The following is a 17,360-nucleotide window of genomic DNA, read 5'->3' on the forward strand; positions in this document are numbered from 1 at the left end:
TACACCCGGCTTATACGCACCAGCTTCGGTTCAGGGGTGCAAGGTACGACATGGGTCCTACTCCGCGGGTGCCAAATCGGAATTGGCCGGGCCGTTCATGAGCTTGCCGTAGGCATCAAAGCGGGAGCCGTGGCAGGGACAGTCCCAGCTCGTTTCCAGCTTGTTCCAGTGCACAATACAGCCCAGGTGCGGGCACACGGCCGAGCACTCGTGCACTTGGCCCTGGGGGTCTTTGTAAACGGCAACTTTTAGCGGGCCCCGGCCAATAATAGCTCCGGAGCTGGGCGCTACCTCCTCGGCCGTTTTCACGTCGCCGCCGGTTAGCAGCTCCGCATAATCGGCGGCTACCTGCACGTTTTCCTTCACGTACTCCTTCACCGACTCAAACTTTACGGTCACGCGGCCGGGGTCGTAGAGCGAGGCCCAGGGGTTTTCCCGGCCCACAATTAGGTCGGTGATGATGATGGGGCCTAGGGTGCCGTGGGTCATGCCGTGGCCCGAGTCGCCGGTGATGATGTAGACGTTGTCCTCATCGAGCGGATTGCGGCCGGCGTAGGCCAGCCCGTCCACCGGCTCCATCACCTGTCCCGACCAGCGGTAGTCCACTTGCCCGGCGGTGGGAAAGTTGGCTTTGGTCCAGAACTCCAGGCAGCGTAGGTGCTCCTCGGGGTCGGGCTCCTGGCCGGTTTTGTGGTCCTCGCCGCCTACGATGAGCAGGTCGTAGTCCTCGTTTTCAACTTCTTGCAGGCGGATGTAGTGGTAGGGGTCGGCAGTGTCCCAGTACAACGCCTTCGTGACGGAGCCCTTGGGCACCCGCGCCCCGATAACGTAGGTGCGGTAGGGGTGTTGCTTGGTGTGCATCACTACCCGGTCGTTGAAGGGTGTATTCGTGGCAATTACAATGGCCTGGGCCCGCACTTCGTGGCCGCCGGTAGTCACCACCCGGGCCTGGGAGCCGCCATGCACTTCCGTCACGTGGGTGCGGGTAAAGATGCGACCACCCTGCTTTTCAATGGCTTGCGCTACCCCGCGCAGGTACTTCAAAATGTGAAACTGCCCCTGGTTAGGAAACACCAGACACTCGCCGGTTTGGAAACCTTGGGTCCCAGCATCGGGTAGGCGCTTTACATCGGTAAGGCCAGCGCGGTGGGCCGCTTCCAGCTCCTGGTCCAGCTCCTTGGGAGTTCCGCTTTGGGGCAGGAACAGGTAGCCCGGCAGACGCGTAAAGTCGCAGTCAATCTTTTCCTTTTTAACAATCTGTTCGATGCGGTCCACGGCGGCGCGGTGGCTGTCGGCGGCCAGGCGAGCCCCGTCTTTGCCGAACAGGTCCTCCAGGGTTGTATACCGGTCGTCGAGGGCGAAACTGAGGTGGGCCGTGGTCCGACCGGTTTCACCGCTGGCCAACTCACCGTCTTCCAGGAGCACCACCTTTTTGCCTTCCAACCCCAGCAAATAAGCCTGGGTGAGGCCGGCAATACCACCACCTACTACCACTACATCGGTCGTCAGGTTTTCCCGCAGAGGCTCAAACGATGGCAGTGGGGCGGCAGTACCAAACCAGGAGGAAATGGTAGCACCGGAAGTCTGGGTAGGGTTGGGCGTAGGCATAGCGGCGTGGGGTCTGGTTCAGGATGGAAGTCCTCCACAGGTACGCCGGGGCTTGGGCTGGGGTTAAGGTTGAGCTTGGATAAAAACGTGTCATGCCGAGCCCAAGCGAGGAAACTGGAGTTACCACGCAACGGCTTACCTCAGATTCCTCGCTTGGGCTCGGCATGACACGCGTGGACGCGGCCCTTAGTACAGAATATCTTCTACCGGCTCCAGCTTGGCCGGCACTTCGGTTTCGCCGAGCATCTGGCGCAGGTCAATTTCGATGGAGCGGCAGATGGCCGTCATCGGCACGTCGTTCATGTTGTTTTCGAAGGGATTTTCGCTGTTGTGGCCCACCGTTTCGATGGTAGCAAATACCCAGGACACCATCACCGAAAACGGCACCGTCAGCCAGATGTGGTCCGGGCCAAGCTTGGCAAATTCCATCACCAGGCCCAGCGGCATCAAGGCCGTGAACAAGTACACGAACACCATGCTAAAGAAGGCGTACTGGCGCGGGAAGGGCGTGTTCTTGATTCTTTCGCAGCCGCCTTGCAGGTTGTAGAGCGTTTCCAGCGTGTTCATCATGGTCACGTGCTGGAAGTCGTTGAGTAGGCCCCGCTCCTCGCGTAGCCGCCGCAGCTCAGCGGCCTGCTGGCGCACAATTTGAGCGGGTGGGTTGGCCGTGGCGCGCAGGTATTCTGATTCCTCTTCCTCCAGGAAAGGAGCTACGGCGGTGTCCCACTGCTCCGGCTGGCGGCGCAGATGAATGCGCAAGGCATTGCACCAGGCAATTTGCCGGTACACCATGCGGCGGTGGCGGCCGGTCAGCTCCTCGGCGGAGGCAGGGGGCATGTCCAGGCCGGGCGCATCAACCACGGAGGTAATAAACTCCAGAATCTGGACGGCCGTGGTGCGGCTGCTGTTCACGATGCCACCCCAAAGCTGGCGGCCCTCCCAGAATCGGTCGTAGGAGCCGTTGTTTTTAAAGCCGATGTAGAAGGCAACGGCCGTACCTAGGGTAGCTACTGGCTGCCACGGAATGGCCACGGAATGGAAGTTCAGTGGCCCGTACACCAGGCATACCAGCAGGCTGTACACGGTAAAAATCGTGACCGACTTCCAGCCGAGCTTCCAGATAATGTGTAGGCGGAGGTTTTCGCGAATGTACACGCAGAAGGAGTTAGGGCTAACGCAAATGAAACGGAAGGTAGAAACCGCGCATTAACCTCATGTTAAACGCGGGGTCTTCGCGGCCTTCTACGAATTCAGGCGCTCTTGCAGCTATCCGCAGCTCCACTATTTAGCCCGGACTGGGGTAGTAGGGTAATCGGTTAAGAGGCCATCTTGCCCTGCCCTAACGGCCTGCTTTAAATCAGTGATTTTGCCCAATACGCTTTTCAATCCAGCATAATACCCATCAGGCGCATGAGCTGGCTGGCGTTAAACGAGCGGCACACGCCGGGCGTCAGGTGGTAATCGAAGCGCAGGGTACCGTCGGGGTTCAGGAAACTGTTGAAGCTCACGTTGCGCACGTGTCCGGGCAGTTCCTCTTCCAGAGCCGCCAGTTCCAGGTCGTGGGTACTGATAAGGCCGCTGGCGGCGCGCTGCCGCAGCTGGTGCACCAGGGCCCGTGCGCCGCGGTGACGGTCTTCGGAGTTAGTGCCCTTTAGAATTTCATCGAGCAGGTAGAAAACCGGCAGCCCGCTCGGCGCAGTGGTTTGGCTAGTGGGCGCGGTCAGGTCCAGGAGTAGGCGCAGGCGCTTGAGCTCAGCGTAGAACGAGGAAGTGCTTTCCGATAGGTTATCGTTGGTACGCATGGCGGTGTACACTTGGGCGGGTCCGCAGGTAAAGGTGTGTGCTGGCACCACCGCGCCGGCCTGGGCCAGCACCAAATTCAGGCCCACCGTGCGCAGAAACGTGCTTTTACCGGCCATATTGGAACCCGTCACAACCACCGTCTGGCCCGCGCCTTCCGTGCGAAAGTCGTTGCGCACACCCGTTTCGGCGAACAGCAGCGGGTGGCCCATGGCCTCGGCTACTACCGTCAGGGGTGCGGCCGCTACCTCGGGCTGGGCAAAGGTCGGGTTGGCGGCCCGGAAAGCGGCCAGACTCACGAGGGCGTCCAGCTCGGCGGCAGCCTCTAGCAGGGGCTCCAGGCCGTGCTGCAGCTGCCGCTTCCAACGCTCTAGCTGCCACATGCCCCACAAATCCCAGAGCAGCACCGTATTCAGCAGGCCCGCCACCGCCGGATTTTGCCGGGCCGAAAACCAGCCCGCCACCCCCGACAGCCGCTCCAGCAACCGGGCCGCTGCTACCCCACCCGTGTCGTGCAGGGTGCGGTGCAGGCGGCGCAGGGCCGGGCTCTGCCACTGCCCGGCCTCGAACAAGGACAGTTGGTCGTGGGCTGCACGCAGGGCGTCGCGCATGGTGGTTACGTGCTGGTAGTATTCGGCGCGGAGGCTGCTGAAACGGGCATTCAGGGCCGTGGTTAGCAGTAGCACCAGCAGCGGCCAAGTGCCCAGGCCGTTCAGGGCGACGACGATGGCGGCCACGGCCACTACCGGCAATAGCACTAACAAGGGCAGCAGCCAGCTTTTACCGGTGAAGAAATCTGGTTCCCGAAGCCAAGCCGCAAACTGCCGCGGGTCCGATTCCTGGCGGGGGTAATGCCGGGCCCGGGCCTGCCACTCCTGCTGCCAGGCCACATCGGGGGCCAGCTCGGTGGTGGCCTGCTGCCGCTCCCCCAGCACCGCGGCCTGACCAGGCGCCAGCAGCCAGCCGGCCAGCCAGTCCTGGCCCAGGCGGGAGGTGCTGCGGTTCAGGAGCTGAAACAAGGAGTGGGCCCCGAATACGTCCAGGTCGGCGGCGTAGGCGTGCTGGGCATCCAGGTAGCGCAGGCCGGGGTCGAAGCCAGCCAGCTTGCCTTCCAGCCGGGCCAGCTCGTCGCGGTTGAGTTGGGCCAGCAGGCGCTGATGCTCGCGCTGGTAGCCTACGCTATTGTGCCAGCGTACCAGTCCCAGAAATACGAGGTAGGCCACCAAAATAAGCACAAAGCCGGCCCCTACCTCGCCCTGGCTAAACAACGCCCACACGCCCGCGGCGGCCCCCACAAACACCAGCAGCCGCACCAGGGCTACCAGCCGGTGCCGGCCGGCAAAGTAGTTTTCGCGCTCGGTGTAGTGAGTCAGGTTTTCCTGGAATAGCTCGGCGGGCGGAATAGAAAGCGGACGAAAAGCAGTAGAAGCAGGCACGGCAGCAGAAACGGGTGAGGCTGCGAAGGTACGCAGGCCTACGGGGAGGTAGGGCTACCGCTTCAGTAGGCGCCACAAGGGGCTGGCGGGTTTCAGAAACGGTGCCAATTCAGCAAAGCTAAAAGCCAGCCGAAATTCATACTCCATATCTCTTCGCACGAAGTGGGTCATGCCGTCGTAGTCTACTGCGTGGTGGAAGGTTACGCTGTCAGCGGTTATGTGCAGGTCGGTGGGCGGATGCTGCGCATCGATATGCTGATTGCGCAGCCCGGCGGTATCAGTGGAGTCCTGCGGGTTTTCGTGCAGGTAGCGGCTGATTTCTCGTTGCAGCTTCTGCTCACAGATGGCCAGAAACGCGGTCTGTTTGCCAGGGTCAATTTCATCGGTCAGCTGCTCACCGGTTCGCAGGTCCATCACCACCGACCACATTCGGGCAAACAGCTGCCCTCCCCCCGTTATTTGCTCACTTCGTAGCCACACGCTCAGCAGGCCCAAGTCGTTGTAGGTCACTGTTGCATCAGTACCCAGGTAACCGCGTATTTCCCCTGCCCTTCGCGCTTTCGCTTCTTCCTGCAGCTCCTCCCAGGTCATATTGGCCATGTCCACTACATTAAAAGCGGCCCACAACTTCTCTGACACGCGGAAATCAGGCACGGTAAATATAGGCTCGATATACTCCCCGAAATAGGTTTGCGTTGCTACGTGCGCTTTCTCGGCAAAACCGGTGCTGCGGTAGCTCGTCAGTTGGGCGGGCAACTGTCGTTCCGATTTAGCCGCCCGCCAAGTGCCGGCCAGCGTGCCCGCAGCCGTCCGACGCAAATGGAAATACGCGAATGGCTGCCGGGGCTGGCGGCTCCCATCCCAACGCTCCGTCAGTTCGGGGCGGTCCAGGTTTACCTCGCCTAGCCACAGGTCGCCGGCGGGCGTTACATATCCATCCAGCCAGATAGGTTTTTGCTGACTTAGGTAGTAATACCAGCCGGCTACCTGCTGGCGGCCCTGCTGGTTAGTAATGGACAGTCGAAACGGGTATTTGCCCCCAAAGGTCCCTTCATAATCACCTGCCACAGCCGCGGCGGCAGCCCAAGCCATAGGCTTCAAGGCGGCGTGGGCCCCGGAACTGGGCTGCGCACTACCTATCTCGGCCGACAGTATAAGAGCCAGAAAACTTGTTATAAAGTAGTTGTTCACGTTGCTGTATCCATATCAGGTTCCTACCCCGCCACCACGGCAATGCACTTGAGCTCAATGGCAATGGGCGTGGGTAGGCGGTTGATTTCGACGGTGGTGCGGCAGGGCTGGTTACTTTGGAAATACTGGGCGTAGAGGCGGTTGTAGGTGGCAAAGTCGGCCTGCATGTTGGTCAGGAACACGGTAACGTCCACCAGGTCTTCCCACCGGGCTCCGGCTTCTTCCAGGATGTAGCGCACATTTTGGAACACGGCATGGCACTGGCTCTCGAAGTCGTAGCGCCGGATGGTGCCGTCCTCGTTCAGCTCTACGCCGGGCACCTGCGCCTGGCCGCGCTGGCGCGGGCCTACCCCCGACAAGAACAGCAGGTTGCCGGCGCGGCGGGCGTGGGGGTACAGGCCCACCGGCTCGGGAGCCCGCAGGGAGTTATGGGGAGCGGAAGTTAGGTCAGGTGCCATCAGGCCAAAGCTACCGAAAAGCGCCGCTTTTCGTAGATAGCGGAAACTCCGCCTTAGGCTGGTGCGGTTGTTGTGCCAACTGGGCTTCTGTTCCCTTGCTTCTTTCCATGAAACACGCTTTTCGCCCCTTGCTGCTGGCCGGTGTATTGGCCATGGCGGCCCCCGCGGTTGCTCAGCAGAAGTTAAAATACCCTAAGCAGCCCGCGGCCAACGAAATTTATGATGCCGTGGCCCAGCCGGCCGTGCCCCTGGGCGGGCTAGAGGCCTACGCCCAGTACCTGGCCGACAAGCAGCAGTACCCCACGGCGGCCCTGCAAGCCGGCGTACAAGGCACCGTTACGGTAACGTTCGTGGTAGAGAAAACCGGCTCGATTTCCAACGTGGCCGTAGCCCAGCCCGTTAACCCGGCCCTGGATGCGGAGGCCATCCGGCTGATTAAGGGCGGCCCGCGCTGGACACCCGCCCAGCACCGCGGAGGCGTGGTGCGCCAGCGGGTGTCGGTGCCCATCAGCTTCCAGATTCCGGGGGAGGCGGGGGCTGCTACGGCGGCTGGCGGCGCGCCCGCCCCGGCCGGCGTTACTACCCAGGTGGTAGCGCCCGATTCGCCGGCCCGGCCCGTGGGTGGCACCGATGCGTTTTTCGAGTGGATTCAGCAAAACCAGAAGTACCCGGCCCTGGCCCGCCAACGCAAGGTGCAAGGACGCGTGATGATGGAGTTTGTAGTGGAAAAAGACGGCTCCCTGACGGAAATCAAGCCAGTGAAGCGCCTGGGCTCGGGCCTTGATGAAGAGGCCATCCGGCTAATTAAAGCTGCTCCCAAGTGGCAGCCCGCTTCTTACAAAGGCCAGCCCCTAAAGCAGAAAATGGTGCTACCGGTCGTATTCACGCTTTAGCGGGCACGGGTAATACGTAGAAGCCCGTCACGCCCTGATCACGCTCTGCATGACGGGTTTCTAGGTACTACCCTACTATCCATACGCTTTAGAATCTGTGAACTTCAGGTGAAAGGCTGTTTTCGAGGGTACCTCGCGCGTTATGCAGAGGCGACGCCAGAGCTGCTCTGGCGTCGCCTCTGCATAAGGGCCCTGCATATGAAGGACGAAGCGGTTTGTCTCGCTTGAGCTAGGTGGCAGCTAGCAGGTCAGAAAGCATTTTAACTTTTCAGCGGTTATACCATGCGCCGGCCAGGTTATCCGCTTGGGCTTTCGTGGTAAGCGCGACAAGGGGCCAGGAGTACTTCGGCGGAACACGTGGCCATACCTGCGGCCGAATACCGAGTTTCTATTAGCCCTTTCGGTACTTGCCCTTCACTCGTTGCCGCGACCCTATTTCTGGCGCTTCCGCAGAATATAGCCTATCGGCTGCGCGTTTGCAGGCAACGTTGGGGCGGTTATTGGTCTCTTTAAAGTAGTTTCTCCTTGTGTGCGTCAGCCTAGAGTACCCAGGCTGGCAAGTTCAGGTCTGGCCCTGGCGTAGAACTGACTTTCTCTTTCCGTTATGCTTTCCCCCCTGCCGCTGCTTTCCGCCCCGCCCGTTGCCTTTGGCACGCCGCTACCCTTGCCCACCAGCTTTTCCATCTGGCCCTACCAAACGCGCTTCCGGCAGGCGGCGCAAACCGTGGCGCAAGGCATATTCGATGCCCTGGACGAGGACCTGGCTCCCTACGTGATGCTGCTGGCCCTGCCGGCCGAAGTAGACGAGGCCGTGGAAGCCGTACCGGTGTGCCTGGAACCTATCGACTGCGGACTGAACTCGGAAGCATTTGCCGAGGCCCAGGCCCGCGGCCGGTACTACCGCTACCTGCAACCCTGGAACTCACCCGACCGGGAGCTGATGAGTGAGGAGATGATTCAGCGCAAGCAAACGGCCCTGGGGTTGCGCCAGGCCGTGCAGGAAGTATTGGATGAGCTGGCCATTGGCTCCCGTTACCTGTACTTTGCCGGGGCGCCTGTGCCCATCAACCAGCACTCCGTGGTGCCGGTGCTGCGCCTCAACCGCAAGGCCATGCAGGCCTACCCTACCCTGCAGAAAAACCGGTACTACACCGATGGCCGCCTGCTTTCGCACTCCCTGCTGATGGCGGCGGTGCTGCGCTTTCACGAGGAATGCTTGAAATCGTTGACCGAGCCCGAGCCCGGCTCCGGCCTGCTGGTGCGCCCCCGCGACACCGACGAGATTATTCGCTCGGCCGGCAAGCTGTTCATGGATACGCCGGCCCAGGACCTGGGCACCAACCCGGCCGCGGCCAAGCTGTTCACCACCTGCAATACCATTTCCTCCCTGCGTTACGAGGGGGCCGAAGGGGTAGGTAAGGTGGTGCTGGCCCGTCGCGGCCACCCCAACCTCTCGGAAGTATTCGCCCTCACCTGCCCTACCCCGCTCACCGACTACCGGGCCGTGCGCAAGCTGCTCGAAATGACTACCCCCGACGTGAGTTTGCTAGCCGATGGCGAAAATGTGTACGCCCTGGGTCGCCAAGTGGGCCAGTACGATGCCAGCCGGGAAGACCTGTTTGTTATCAACTTTGTGAACCACTACGCCTGGGAGTTTCAGCACGGGGGGCAAGTGCTCATGCGCGCCCACTACGGCATGCCCAGCCTGCCGCGCACCCGCCTGCACCGGGCCCGCTTCCGCCGCGACTTAAAGCACATATTCCAGCTCACCGACCCCGTCAAAATAGAGCGACTCTGGGACGTGGTAGTAGAAGCCAGCCGCCAGAAGCACGGCACCCTGCTCGTTATTACCACCGAAGCCCTGGCCGAAGCCGACCGCCTCAAGCTACAATGCACCCTGATTGAGCCCGTGCCGCTGACGCCCTTAATCACGCGCCTGGTCACGGCCATCGACGGAGCCGTGCTCCTCGACCCGGAAGGCTACTGTTACTCCATCGGCGTCATTCTCGATGGCAAGGCTTCTGGCCACGGCACCAGCACCCGCGGGGCCCGCTACAACTCCGCCATTCGCTACGTCGACAGCTCCCCCTACCCCTGCCTAGCCATCGTAGTCAGCGAAGACGGCCTAGTCGACGTCATCACCAAGGAAAGCCTGCGGGAAGAGTAAGCAAAACGGGCGTTAATCGGCTTTTGCCAACTTGGCCAATTGCTTCAACTCGGCAGATCTGACGCTTCGGAGTTCTTGGCTGCGGTTGCAGATGCTGGTAGCAAAATAAGGGGCAATAGGTGTGGGCGCCCCCCCATACAGCGAAGCTTTTTCGCTGACCTGGAATGCATACACCAACTGCGTGGAGCCCACGTTGAACCGTATGCCACACGCGGAGCCCTGCGTTTCAGTGGATACAAAAACGATGGGTCCGCTAGGTTGGCCTTTGAACTGCCGCGCCACGGCCAAGGTATAGCGTAACGTTTCGCGCCGGATCAGGCGTATGCGCTGCTCAACCGGCCCCCGGTCCGATACTTGCACCGTGTCGGTTGTTACAATGGTTTCCACGCCCGTTACCCGTCCCACGAATATCAGGGCATCCTGCTGGTAGGCCGCCGCAATTTTCTGCTTCTCAGAACCGCCCCTGTCAACGCAGGAGCAGGCTTTCGCGCCGGATGCTTGAATAAGCAGCAGTAGCACAAGCATTAGAATGATCTTCATACTAGAAGGGAGGTTATGGTCCGTCTTCTACCTACCCGCATGCACCTCCTCTGGGGAAAAGAAGTACGCAGAAACGGTTGCGGGAGGAAGGCTTTGCTACTGGATGCTAACCAGTACTCTATTCCACATCGGCCGCCCATAATTTTTCCTTCGCCAGCTAAAAGAATCAGGTATAGTTACTGATTACTACCTGCTACCCTCGCACCTCAACTTTACTTTAGTTTTGCCCGGAACGACCAAGTGATGCGAAACGTGGCCACTACGTCGCCGGCTTGGTCTAGGCCAGTGCTGGTGCATACGACCGTCCGGCCCTCGCCAGTCGCGCGGCTTTCAGCAATGGCCTGGCCAATGGCGGCCCCGTCTGCGCTGGTGAAGCGGATGAGGCCCACGGCCTTTTTGTTGAATTCGGCCTCCAGCCCTACTACCAACATAGAAACCGGTGAGCCGCTTTGCACGTGCATCATGGCTAGCAGGCCACTGGCCATTTCGGCAGCCATGCTCAGGCAGGCAAAATAGATGCTTCGGAACGGGTTCTGGGTAAGATACTTATACGGCACCGTGACGGTAGCTCGTTCCGGCGTCAGCTCCGCTACCCGCAGCCCGGCCAAGTAAGCCATGGGCAGGCGCCGCAGCATAAAAAGCCGCAGCTTCAGGGGGTTGCTGATGTCGCGGCAGAATTTTTCCATCCGACCAGTGTCGGGCGCAAGGGGTTGGGTAGTCATGGCCTTGAGGATGAGTTGGGCGGAAGTTAGGGCCTTTTAGGGAAGCCTTGCCCTTTCAGGTAGCGGCCTCGAAAACTGAGTTCATGGTTAGCGCTAGTACTCGTAGGTAAGGCTTTTGCGGCGGAGCTCCAACTCCGTCAGCTCCCAATAACCAGCGCGGCAGTGGTGTACGCCACATTGGCAGCTGCTGCCCACCCGCGACACGCCCAAAAGCCAGGAGGCGAACAGTAAATAAGTTTACCGTTCGTCTCCTGGCTTTTGGGCGTTGTGTTTCGTGAGCGTAAACGCCTAGCGCCGGAAGCTCACGTTACCGTAGCGCACTTTGATGTTGACGTTACCCGCCCTGCGAGTTTGTACGGCTCCGAAGCTGCCTTGCATATCAGTGGTAGACGGGCTGCTTTCCTCAGAATCAACTCTCACCAACCGTTTGTCTACCAACAGCTTGCCGTGGTCGGTATTGACATCAAAGTTAAAGCCGGCTCCGTCCGGGAAGTTGAGCAGAATGGTGCTGTAGCCCCCATCCACGTTGATCTGCCGAAAGTTTTTGCCGGTGCTACGCACTTCAAAGCTGGGACAGTACTGGAGCTTCATGTCTAGCTGGTTGCTGAGCTTATCAATGCTGAACTTAGAGAAGCCCGAGCTACCCCGCAGGTTGCGTACTGTACCCAGCACTACGTCGCCGTACTTGCTGTGCACCGTCAGGTCCTGCACCGAGCCAATGTCGATATCGGAGTAATTGTTGCGCAGCTCCACGGTGCCGCCTTCCGCCAGGCGCAGCTTGGAGTATGACGCATCTACGGTGACGCGGCGGGCGTAGGGCACGGCGCACTGAGCGTTACCGACCCGGATGGAGTTGCGGGGTCCTTCCAAACGGGCCGTGCGCAGGCTGCCGTACTCAATGGCTAGCTCCGTGGCCCCGGTCAGGTCACTGGTCAGACTGATTTCGCCGAACGTGTTGTGCAGGGCCAGGGGCGTATCCTTGGGTACCCACACGGTGTAATTCACCTCGTAGAGCTTGGTCCGGCTCCAACACTCCCGGGGCATGGCTCCGAAGCGGGAACGAGCCGTGATGCCCCCGGTGACGGGGTCCTGGTCTTGGAGCTGCACCTGAATCATATCCTGCAGCTGCTGGGCTTTCTCTTCCGTTTCAGCGCGGGTAATGATGTCCACGTCGGTTCGGATTTCAGCCCGGTTCCACACGTTCACCTGCACCCGACCGTAACGGGTATCTAGGGTGTAGAGCTTGGTGGCACTGGCCGGAAACGTTCGGCTAAGTTTGCGCACTTTTTCCACCGCTGGGGTAGGCTGCGCCTCATCCTGGGGCCCTTGCCCACTGCCCTGCCGCGCGTCTAGCGGGCTACCCTGCTCAGCAGCGCCAAGCGGAGTCGTTACAGTAGGCTGCTCGTAATGTACCGTGGTATGGTCGGAAGTTGCTGATAGTTGAGCCCAGGCAGGGCCGCCGGCCACACCCAATACCCCAGTGAGGGCCAACAGGCGCCCTACGTGGCTAGCGGAAAGCAAAGAACGGTGCATAACCTAGGGAGTTCGGCGGCTCTCCGTCGCTATAAAGGGTTGGGAATGATAGTCGCGGATCTGCTCCCGGGTGCGTAGCTGCTGATTCAGCAAATCCAGCCGGATTTGCAGGTTGCGGTCCATGGCGTCCAGCACCACTTCCGGCTCCGGGTTGCGGTACAGCTCAGCGCGCAACTGCTGGTAGGTAGAGTCGAGGCCTTTGAGCTCCTGCTGCCAATCGGCCCGCGGGGCCGTGGCCGGCGCCTCCTTGTCTAAAGCCTGTAATTCCTGCTGGCGTTCCGTAATTTGGGTAGCGTAGTACGTTTCCATACGATGCACGGCACCAGCCAGCCGCTGCTCTGGCCCAGCGGTGGCGGGCGTGGCCAGCAGCCCAGCCGAGGTTGCTGCCAGCGGCTGCTCTTCAGAAGCTGCTGTGGCGGGGCGGGCTACAGTTACCTGGTTGTTTCGCGTCCAGTGAGTAGCCTCAGAGCTATGCTGCCAGAACCAACCGCCTACCATGAGCAGGGCCGCAACAGCCGCTGCAATACCATAGGGGCGAGCCGAACGCACGGCGGTATCCGGGGCCAGCGAAGCGGCGGTGGTTTCCGTGGGCTGGGGAGCGTACAGGGGCACAACTTTTAGGGGAGCTACTTGCTCAGCAGCTTCCGGAAGGGTCAGTTCCAGCTCAATGTCGTCCCACAGATTCGGGCGCGGCTCGAACACATCGAAGTCGGCGCGGTGGCGCTCAACAAAGGCTTCCAGTCCGGTTTTCTTCTCGTTCATGTCAGGTGGTAATGGGCAGGCTGCTGTTTAGCGCGGCGAGCTGGTCTTGAATGGGGGTGGGCCAGCGCGACCATCGACAGTGGCAGCATCAGGTCGGGGATAAATCGGGGCGCTGGTACTACAATCCGTGCTGGCGAGCTAGCTCCAGGAGCTTCTTACGGGCGCGGCTGTACTGCGACTTCGAAGTGGATTCAGTGATGTTGAGAATACCGGCAATTTCAGCGTGGTCGTACCCTTCCAGCAAGTACAGGGAAAGCACCACCCGGTAGCCATCGGGCAGCTCTTGCACGCAACGCCGCACTACGTCGGCGCGCCAGCCCAAGTCTTCCATGTCGGGACCATGGTCGTCGTGGTCTGGGGCGGCCCCGTCGTGCTGGTCGCCCAGGGGCACCAATTGCAGGCGCCGGTTGCGCAGGCAGTTAATGCTTTTGTTGATGACGATGCGCTTCAGCCAAGAGCCGAACGAGGAGTCGCCTTTATAGCTGTGCAGCTCCCGGAAGGCACTCAGAAACGACTCCTGCAACACATCCTCGGCCTCGGCATAGTCGCCGGTGATGCGCAAGGAGGCATTGAACATGGCTTTGGAGTAGCGCTTATAAATTTCGGCCTGAGCCCGCCGGTCGCCCAGGCGGCACCGCTCGACTAGCGGGGCGTTGATGTCGGTATACGAAAATGCCTCCATAGGGTGCGGCTGGGTTGGCGGGAGTTCGGAAACGGAAGAATCGTAAATATCCAACTTTCCGGGCAAAAACGACAGGTGCTCTTCAGGTAAGCAAGTGAAAGACAATGGGCCACGGGCAGGGTTGCACCGGGTTGCCATCTCACTGCTCATAGCTTATCTTGGAGCTCCATTTGTTTTTGCTCATCTGTTATTTCACTATTAGTATGCGCCTGCATCATATCAGCCTGGGTTTGCTACTCACTGTCGGCTTAACATCATCCTGCGAGAAGATAGATTTTGGGGATGAAAGCGGTGTAACGGAGAAGACTATTGCCAACGTTCCGAATGGGCATGTTGATGAGTCGGACTGGAAGCTTGATGACAAATGGAATGACAAGGAAAAGGACTTATTCAAAGACCTACCGGTGGGCATTGATGGTACTAAATCCCGACTTGTGACCAATCAACAGTTTGGATTTTATCCTAATCCAGTAAAGCAATTCAGCACCTTTGGTTATAGTTTTGATTTGGCAAGTCAGGTAAGCGTGGGAACCCAAATCCGCTTTGTCATTGTGAACCGGAAATATAAAGTGATGCAGGAAGGCAACATTGCTTCTCGCAATACACCGTGGAATCCTCAAACTGGCTTGAGCGGGTTCAGTGTAAGCTTCACAGATGACAAGTACAAAAAAGGGGAGACCTACCGCATGTACTACGTTCTGTACGAACCAGAACAGCTCGCCTTCCTGGGGAAAGGCCACGGCGACATTGAAATAGCCGATTAATAAAAAAGCCTGCTCAGTGTAGTACTGAGCAGGCTTTTCAAGCGGTCCGCACGTTACCTACACGTCGAACTTGATACCCTGGGCCAGGGGTAACTGCGTACTGTAGTTGATGGTGTTGGTTTGGCGGCGCATGTAGATGCGCCAGGCGTCGGAGCCGGACTCGCGGCCGCCGCCGGTTTCCTTTTCGCCCCCGAAAGCTCCCCCGATTTCAGCCCCGCTGGTGCCGATGTTGACGTTGGCAATGCCGCAGTCGGAGCCGGCGTGGCTGAGGTAGGTTTCCGTTTCGCGCATGTTCAGGGAGAAGATGCTGGAAGACAGCCCTTGGCGCACCCCGTTCTGGATGGCAATGGCCTCTTCTACCTCGCCGCTGTACTTGATGAGGTAGAGAATCGGGGCGAAGGTTTCTTCCTGCACCGTGTGGTACTCGTTGCGGGCTTCTACCAGCGCGGGCTTCACGTAGGTGCCGGTTTCGTAGCCAGTTCCTGCCAGCACTTCGCCCCCTATCAGCAGCGTGCCACCCTCCTGCTGCACCGCAGCCAGCGCCTGACTAAATGACTCGACAGCGGCCTTGTCAATCAGGGGGCCGACCAGGTTGCCGTCCTGCAAGGGGTGGCCGATGGGCAAGTTGGGATAAATCTTGAGCAGGCGCGCTTTTACATCCTCGAAAATACGCTCGTGGATGATGAGGCGGCGGGTGGTGGTGCAGCGCTGCCCGGCCGTGCCCACGGCCCCGAACACCACAGCCCGCATGGCCATGTCCAGGTCGGCGTGCTCCGTAAGGATGATGGCGTTATTACCGCCCAGCTCCAACAGGGCCCGGCCCAGGCGGCCGCCCACCACCTCGCCTACCTTCTTACCCATGCGCGTGCTACCCGTAGCCGACACCAGGGGCACGCGGGTATCGGCGGCCATGGCGGCTCCAATTTCCGCATCGCCAATGATGAGGTTGAAAATTCCCTCGGGCAGCTCATTTTCCCGGAGTACATCCTTGAGGATGTGCTGCACGGCTACCGCCACCAGCGGAGTTTTTTCGGAGGGCTTCCAGATGCACACGTCGCCGCACACGGCAGCCAGCATGGCGTTCCAGCTCCACACGGCCACCGGAAAGTTGAAGGCCGAAATAATGCCGACTACCCCCAGCGGGTGATACTGCTCGTACATGCGGTGGGCCGGCCGCTCCGAGTGCATGGTAAAGCCGTGCAGCTGCCGGGAAAGGCCCACGGCAAAGTCGCAGATGTCAATCATTTCCTGCACTTCGCCCAGGCCTTCCTGCAGAATTTTGCCCATTTCGTAGCTGACCAGCTTGCCCAGGGCTTCCTTGTTTTCGCGCAGCTTGTTACCAATTTGCCGCACGATTTCCCCACGCTTGGGGGCTGGCACCAAGCGCCAAGTTTTAAACGCTTCCTGGGCTTGCTCTACTACCGTGTTGTAGTCCTGGGGGTTAGCAAAAGCTACCGTTCCAATCGGGTGGCCATCCGTGGGCGAGTGAATGGTGCGGGTGTGCTCATTGCTGGCGCCGCCCCACTGCAGGCCCGTACTCCAGGCTGCATTGCGAGCTTCCACGCCCAGCTCGCGCAGAACTTGCTGAATACCGTGGGGGTCGTGTTCCTGCACGTCGGTGCCGGTAGCCAGAGCTTCTTCGAGGGCTTGTTTCATGTGGAATATGTAAGGGTTGGGTGGGAAGGTGCGGTGAAAAGCTGGCGCTTGGCTCAGGGCTTAGTAGCTGTTACTTGGCCTAAAGCAGCGGCTTACTTTGCAAAACAAGGTATAAAAACTAACACCCGCGTGGTGCTATTACCGCGGCCACCGGCCCGGCGCGCCCACACCTCCTGTACCCGGCCGCGCCAATTACCGCCATAACCGGGCAGTATGTATTTTTGACCCGCGCTACCTTGCCTGCCCTCCATGTCTGCCCCCTATTCCGATTATCTACAACTTGCCCACCGCCCCGACTTACGCCTTCTTACGTTGCGCTGGCTGCGCGACGCTACCCTTCCGGAAGTTCAGATAGGCTGCCAGGCCGCACTTGAGCTAGCCCAGCAGCAGGGCGCAGCGCACTGGCTGGTGGATGTGCGCCGGCGCGTGGCGGTGCAGGCCGAAAACTCTGCCTGGATGGCCGATACGTTTTTGCCCGCGGCAGCTACCACCATGCTACCTGCCCAGCTGTTGGTGGCCTACCTTATTTCGCCAACTCGCCTCGAAGCCATCAAACTGGAGCCGGCGGCTAAGCATGCGGCTATTATCCGTTCCCAAGACCCCGCACAACCGTATCGGCTGCGGGTGTTTTTAAACGAGGTCGACGCTATCCAGTGGTTACACCCTGCTTAACAAGCATCGTTCCTGCTGCCGCTCGGCCATAGACAGCCTATCTTTCACGCATGCCTACTACCGTTTGTACCATCACCCCGCGCCCCGATTTGGGCATCCTGGTGGCTCGGTGGGCCGCTGATGCCCCGCCTTCGCAACTGCGGGCCGACTATTTCGCGGTTCTAGCCGCGGCGTCTCAGCACCAGTTAGGCCGCTGGCTGCTGGATGTGCGCCGCCGTGACCAGCTTGACCCTGAAATCGGACACTGGACAACGCACGAGTTCTATCTGCAAGCCGCCGCCCAGCTGGCCCCGCAGCTTCTGCACATTGCCGTTCTGTGTTCCCCGGCCCGGCTCAGCGTCTACGAAGTTGACCCCACGCAGCAGCAGTTCCTGGCCTTTGGCTTGGCCGCTGAGCGCCCTTACCAGTTGCGGCTGTTCATCGATGAAGGCCAGGCCATAGCTTGGGTAAAAGAACCAGCGTAGATGCTCGCCCTA

The 17,360-nt window shown here is 60.1% G+C and carries 16 protein-coding genes; 5 read left to right on the forward strand and 11 right to left on the reverse strand.

Features of this window, described 5'->3' with window-relative positions:
• Nucleotides 1–57: 57 nt before the first annotated feature.
• The 5 genes from MWH26_RS14530 to MWH26_RS14550 form a co-directional block, all read right to left on the reverse strand.
• Nucleotides 58–1,608: an FAD-dependent oxidoreductase gene (locus MWH26_RS14530; RefSeq protein WP_247974856.1), complete on the reverse strand. Its 1,551-nt coding sequence runs from the start codon at nucleotides 1,606–1,608 to the stop codon at nucleotides 58–60.
• A 186-nt stretch (nucleotides 1,609–1,794) separates the two neighbouring features.
• Nucleotides 1,795–2,763, reverse strand: coding sequence for a bestrophin family protein (locus tag MWH26_RS14535; RefSeq protein WP_247974857.1), 969 nt, complete (start codon nucleotides 2,761–2,763; stop codon nucleotides 1,795–1,797).
• A gap of 227 nt (nucleotides 2,764–2,990) precedes the next feature.
• Nucleotides 2,991–4,844 carry a MutS-related protein gene (locus tag MWH26_RS14540; protein ID WP_247974858.1) on the reverse strand — a complete coding sequence of 618 codons (1,854 nt, stop codon included), beginning with the start codon at nucleotides 4,842–4,844 and terminating at the stop codon, nucleotides 2,991–2,993.
• Between the two features lie 54 nt (nucleotides 4,845–4,898).
• Nucleotides 4,899–5,936, reverse strand: coding sequence for a hypothetical protein (locus tag MWH26_RS14545; RefSeq protein WP_247974859.1), 1,038 nt, complete (start codon nucleotides 5,934–5,936; stop codon nucleotides 4,899–4,901).
• A 122-nt stretch (nucleotides 5,937–6,058) separates the two neighbouring features.
• Nucleotides 6,059–6,493 carry a RidA family protein gene (locus MWH26_RS14550; protein ID WP_244697335.1) on the reverse strand — a complete coding sequence of 145 codons (435 nt, stop codon included), beginning with the start codon at nucleotides 6,491–6,493 and terminating at the stop codon, nucleotides 6,059–6,061.
• A gap of 107 nt (nucleotides 6,494–6,600) precedes the next feature.
• Here MWH26_RS14550 and MWH26_RS14555 point away from each other — a divergent pair, with 107 nt between their 5' ends.
• Both MWH26_RS14555 and MWH26_RS14560 read left to right on the forward strand, forming a co-directional pair.
• Nucleotides 6,601–7,386 (forward strand): energy transducer TonB, encoded by a 786-nt coding sequence (locus tag MWH26_RS14555; protein ID WP_247974860.1) that lies wholly within the window; start codon nucleotides 6,601–6,603, stop codon nucleotides 7,384–7,386.
• 604 nt (nucleotides 7,387–7,990) lie between these two features.
• Nucleotides 7,991–9,553: a DNA integrity scanning protein DisA nucleotide-binding domain protein gene (locus MWH26_RS14560; protein ID WP_244697337.1), complete on the forward strand. Its 1,563-nt coding sequence runs from the start codon at nucleotides 7,991–7,993 to the stop codon at nucleotides 9,551–9,553.
• 12 nt (nucleotides 9,554–9,565) lie between these two features.
• Here the strand turns inward: MWH26_RS14560 and MWH26_RS14565 are convergent, their stop codons facing one another.
• From MWH26_RS14565 to MWH26_RS14585, 5 genes are all read right to left on the reverse strand, one after another.
• Nucleotides 9,566–10,093 carry a hypothetical protein gene (locus tag MWH26_RS14565; protein WP_247974861.1) on the reverse strand — a complete coding sequence of 176 codons (528 nt, stop codon included), beginning with the start codon at nucleotides 10,091–10,093 and terminating at the stop codon, nucleotides 9,566–9,568.
• A gap of 212 nt (nucleotides 10,094–10,305) precedes the next feature.
• Nucleotides 10,306–10,815 (reverse strand): PaaI family thioesterase, encoded by a 510-nt coding sequence (locus MWH26_RS14570; protein WP_244697339.1) that lies wholly within the window; start codon nucleotides 10,813–10,815, stop codon nucleotides 10,306–10,308.
• A gap of 288 nt (nucleotides 10,816–11,103) precedes the next feature.
• Nucleotides 11,104–12,348 (reverse strand): hypothetical protein, encoded by a 1,245-nt coding sequence (locus MWH26_RS14575; RefSeq protein WP_247974862.1) that lies wholly within the window; start codon nucleotides 12,346–12,348, stop codon nucleotides 11,104–11,106.
• Nucleotides 12,349–12,351: 3 nt separating this feature from the next.
• Complete coding sequence (locus MWH26_RS14580) at nucleotides 12,352–13,110, reverse strand: hypothetical protein (RefSeq protein ID WP_247974863.1); 759 nt, start codon at nucleotides 13,108–13,110, stop codon at nucleotides 12,352–12,354.
• A 118-nt stretch (nucleotides 13,111–13,228) separates the two neighbouring features.
• Nucleotides 13,229–13,792: an RNA polymerase sigma factor gene (locus MWH26_RS14585; protein WP_244697342.1), complete on the reverse strand. Its 564-nt coding sequence runs from the start codon at nucleotides 13,790–13,792 to the stop codon at nucleotides 13,229–13,231.
• Nucleotides 13,793–13,995: 203 nt separating this feature from the next.
• On the opposite strand from MWH26_RS14585, the gene MWH26_RS14590 reads away from it, so the two are divergent.
• Nucleotides 13,996–14,556, forward strand: a complete 561-nt coding sequence (locus MWH26_RS14590) for a hypothetical protein (RefSeq protein WP_244697343.1) — start codon at nucleotides 13,996–13,998, stop codon at nucleotides 14,554–14,556.
• A 57-nt stretch (nucleotides 14,557–14,613) separates the two neighbouring features.
• Here MWH26_RS14590 and amaB read toward each other — a convergent pair whose 3' ends face one another.
• A complete protein-coding gene (gene amaB / locus MWH26_RS14595; protein WP_247974864.1) occupies nucleotides 14,614–16,212 on the reverse strand; it encodes an L-piperidine-6-carboxylate dehydrogenase in 1,599 nt (532 codons plus the stop codon).
• A gap of 249 nt (nucleotides 16,213–16,461) precedes the next feature.
• Between amaB and MWH26_RS14600 the strand changes: the two genes are divergently transcribed.
• A complete protein-coding gene (locus MWH26_RS14600) occupies nucleotides 16,462–16,884 on the forward strand; it encodes a hypothetical protein (RefSeq protein WP_247974865.1) in 423 nt (140 codons plus the stop codon).
• A 50-nt stretch (nucleotides 16,885–16,934) separates the two neighbouring features.
• Nucleotides 16,935–17,348 carry a hypothetical protein gene (locus tag MWH26_RS14605; protein ID WP_247974866.1) on the forward strand — a complete coding sequence of 138 codons (414 nt, stop codon included), beginning with the start codon at nucleotides 16,935–16,937 and terminating at the stop codon, nucleotides 17,346–17,348.
• Nucleotides 17,349–17,360: the final 12 nt, after the last annotated feature.

The organism is Hymenobacter sublimis, assembly GCF_023101345.1.
GTDB classification, from domain to species: domain Bacteria; phylum Bacteroidota; class Bacteroidia; order Cytophagales; family Hymenobacteraceae; genus Hymenobacter; species Hymenobacter sublimis.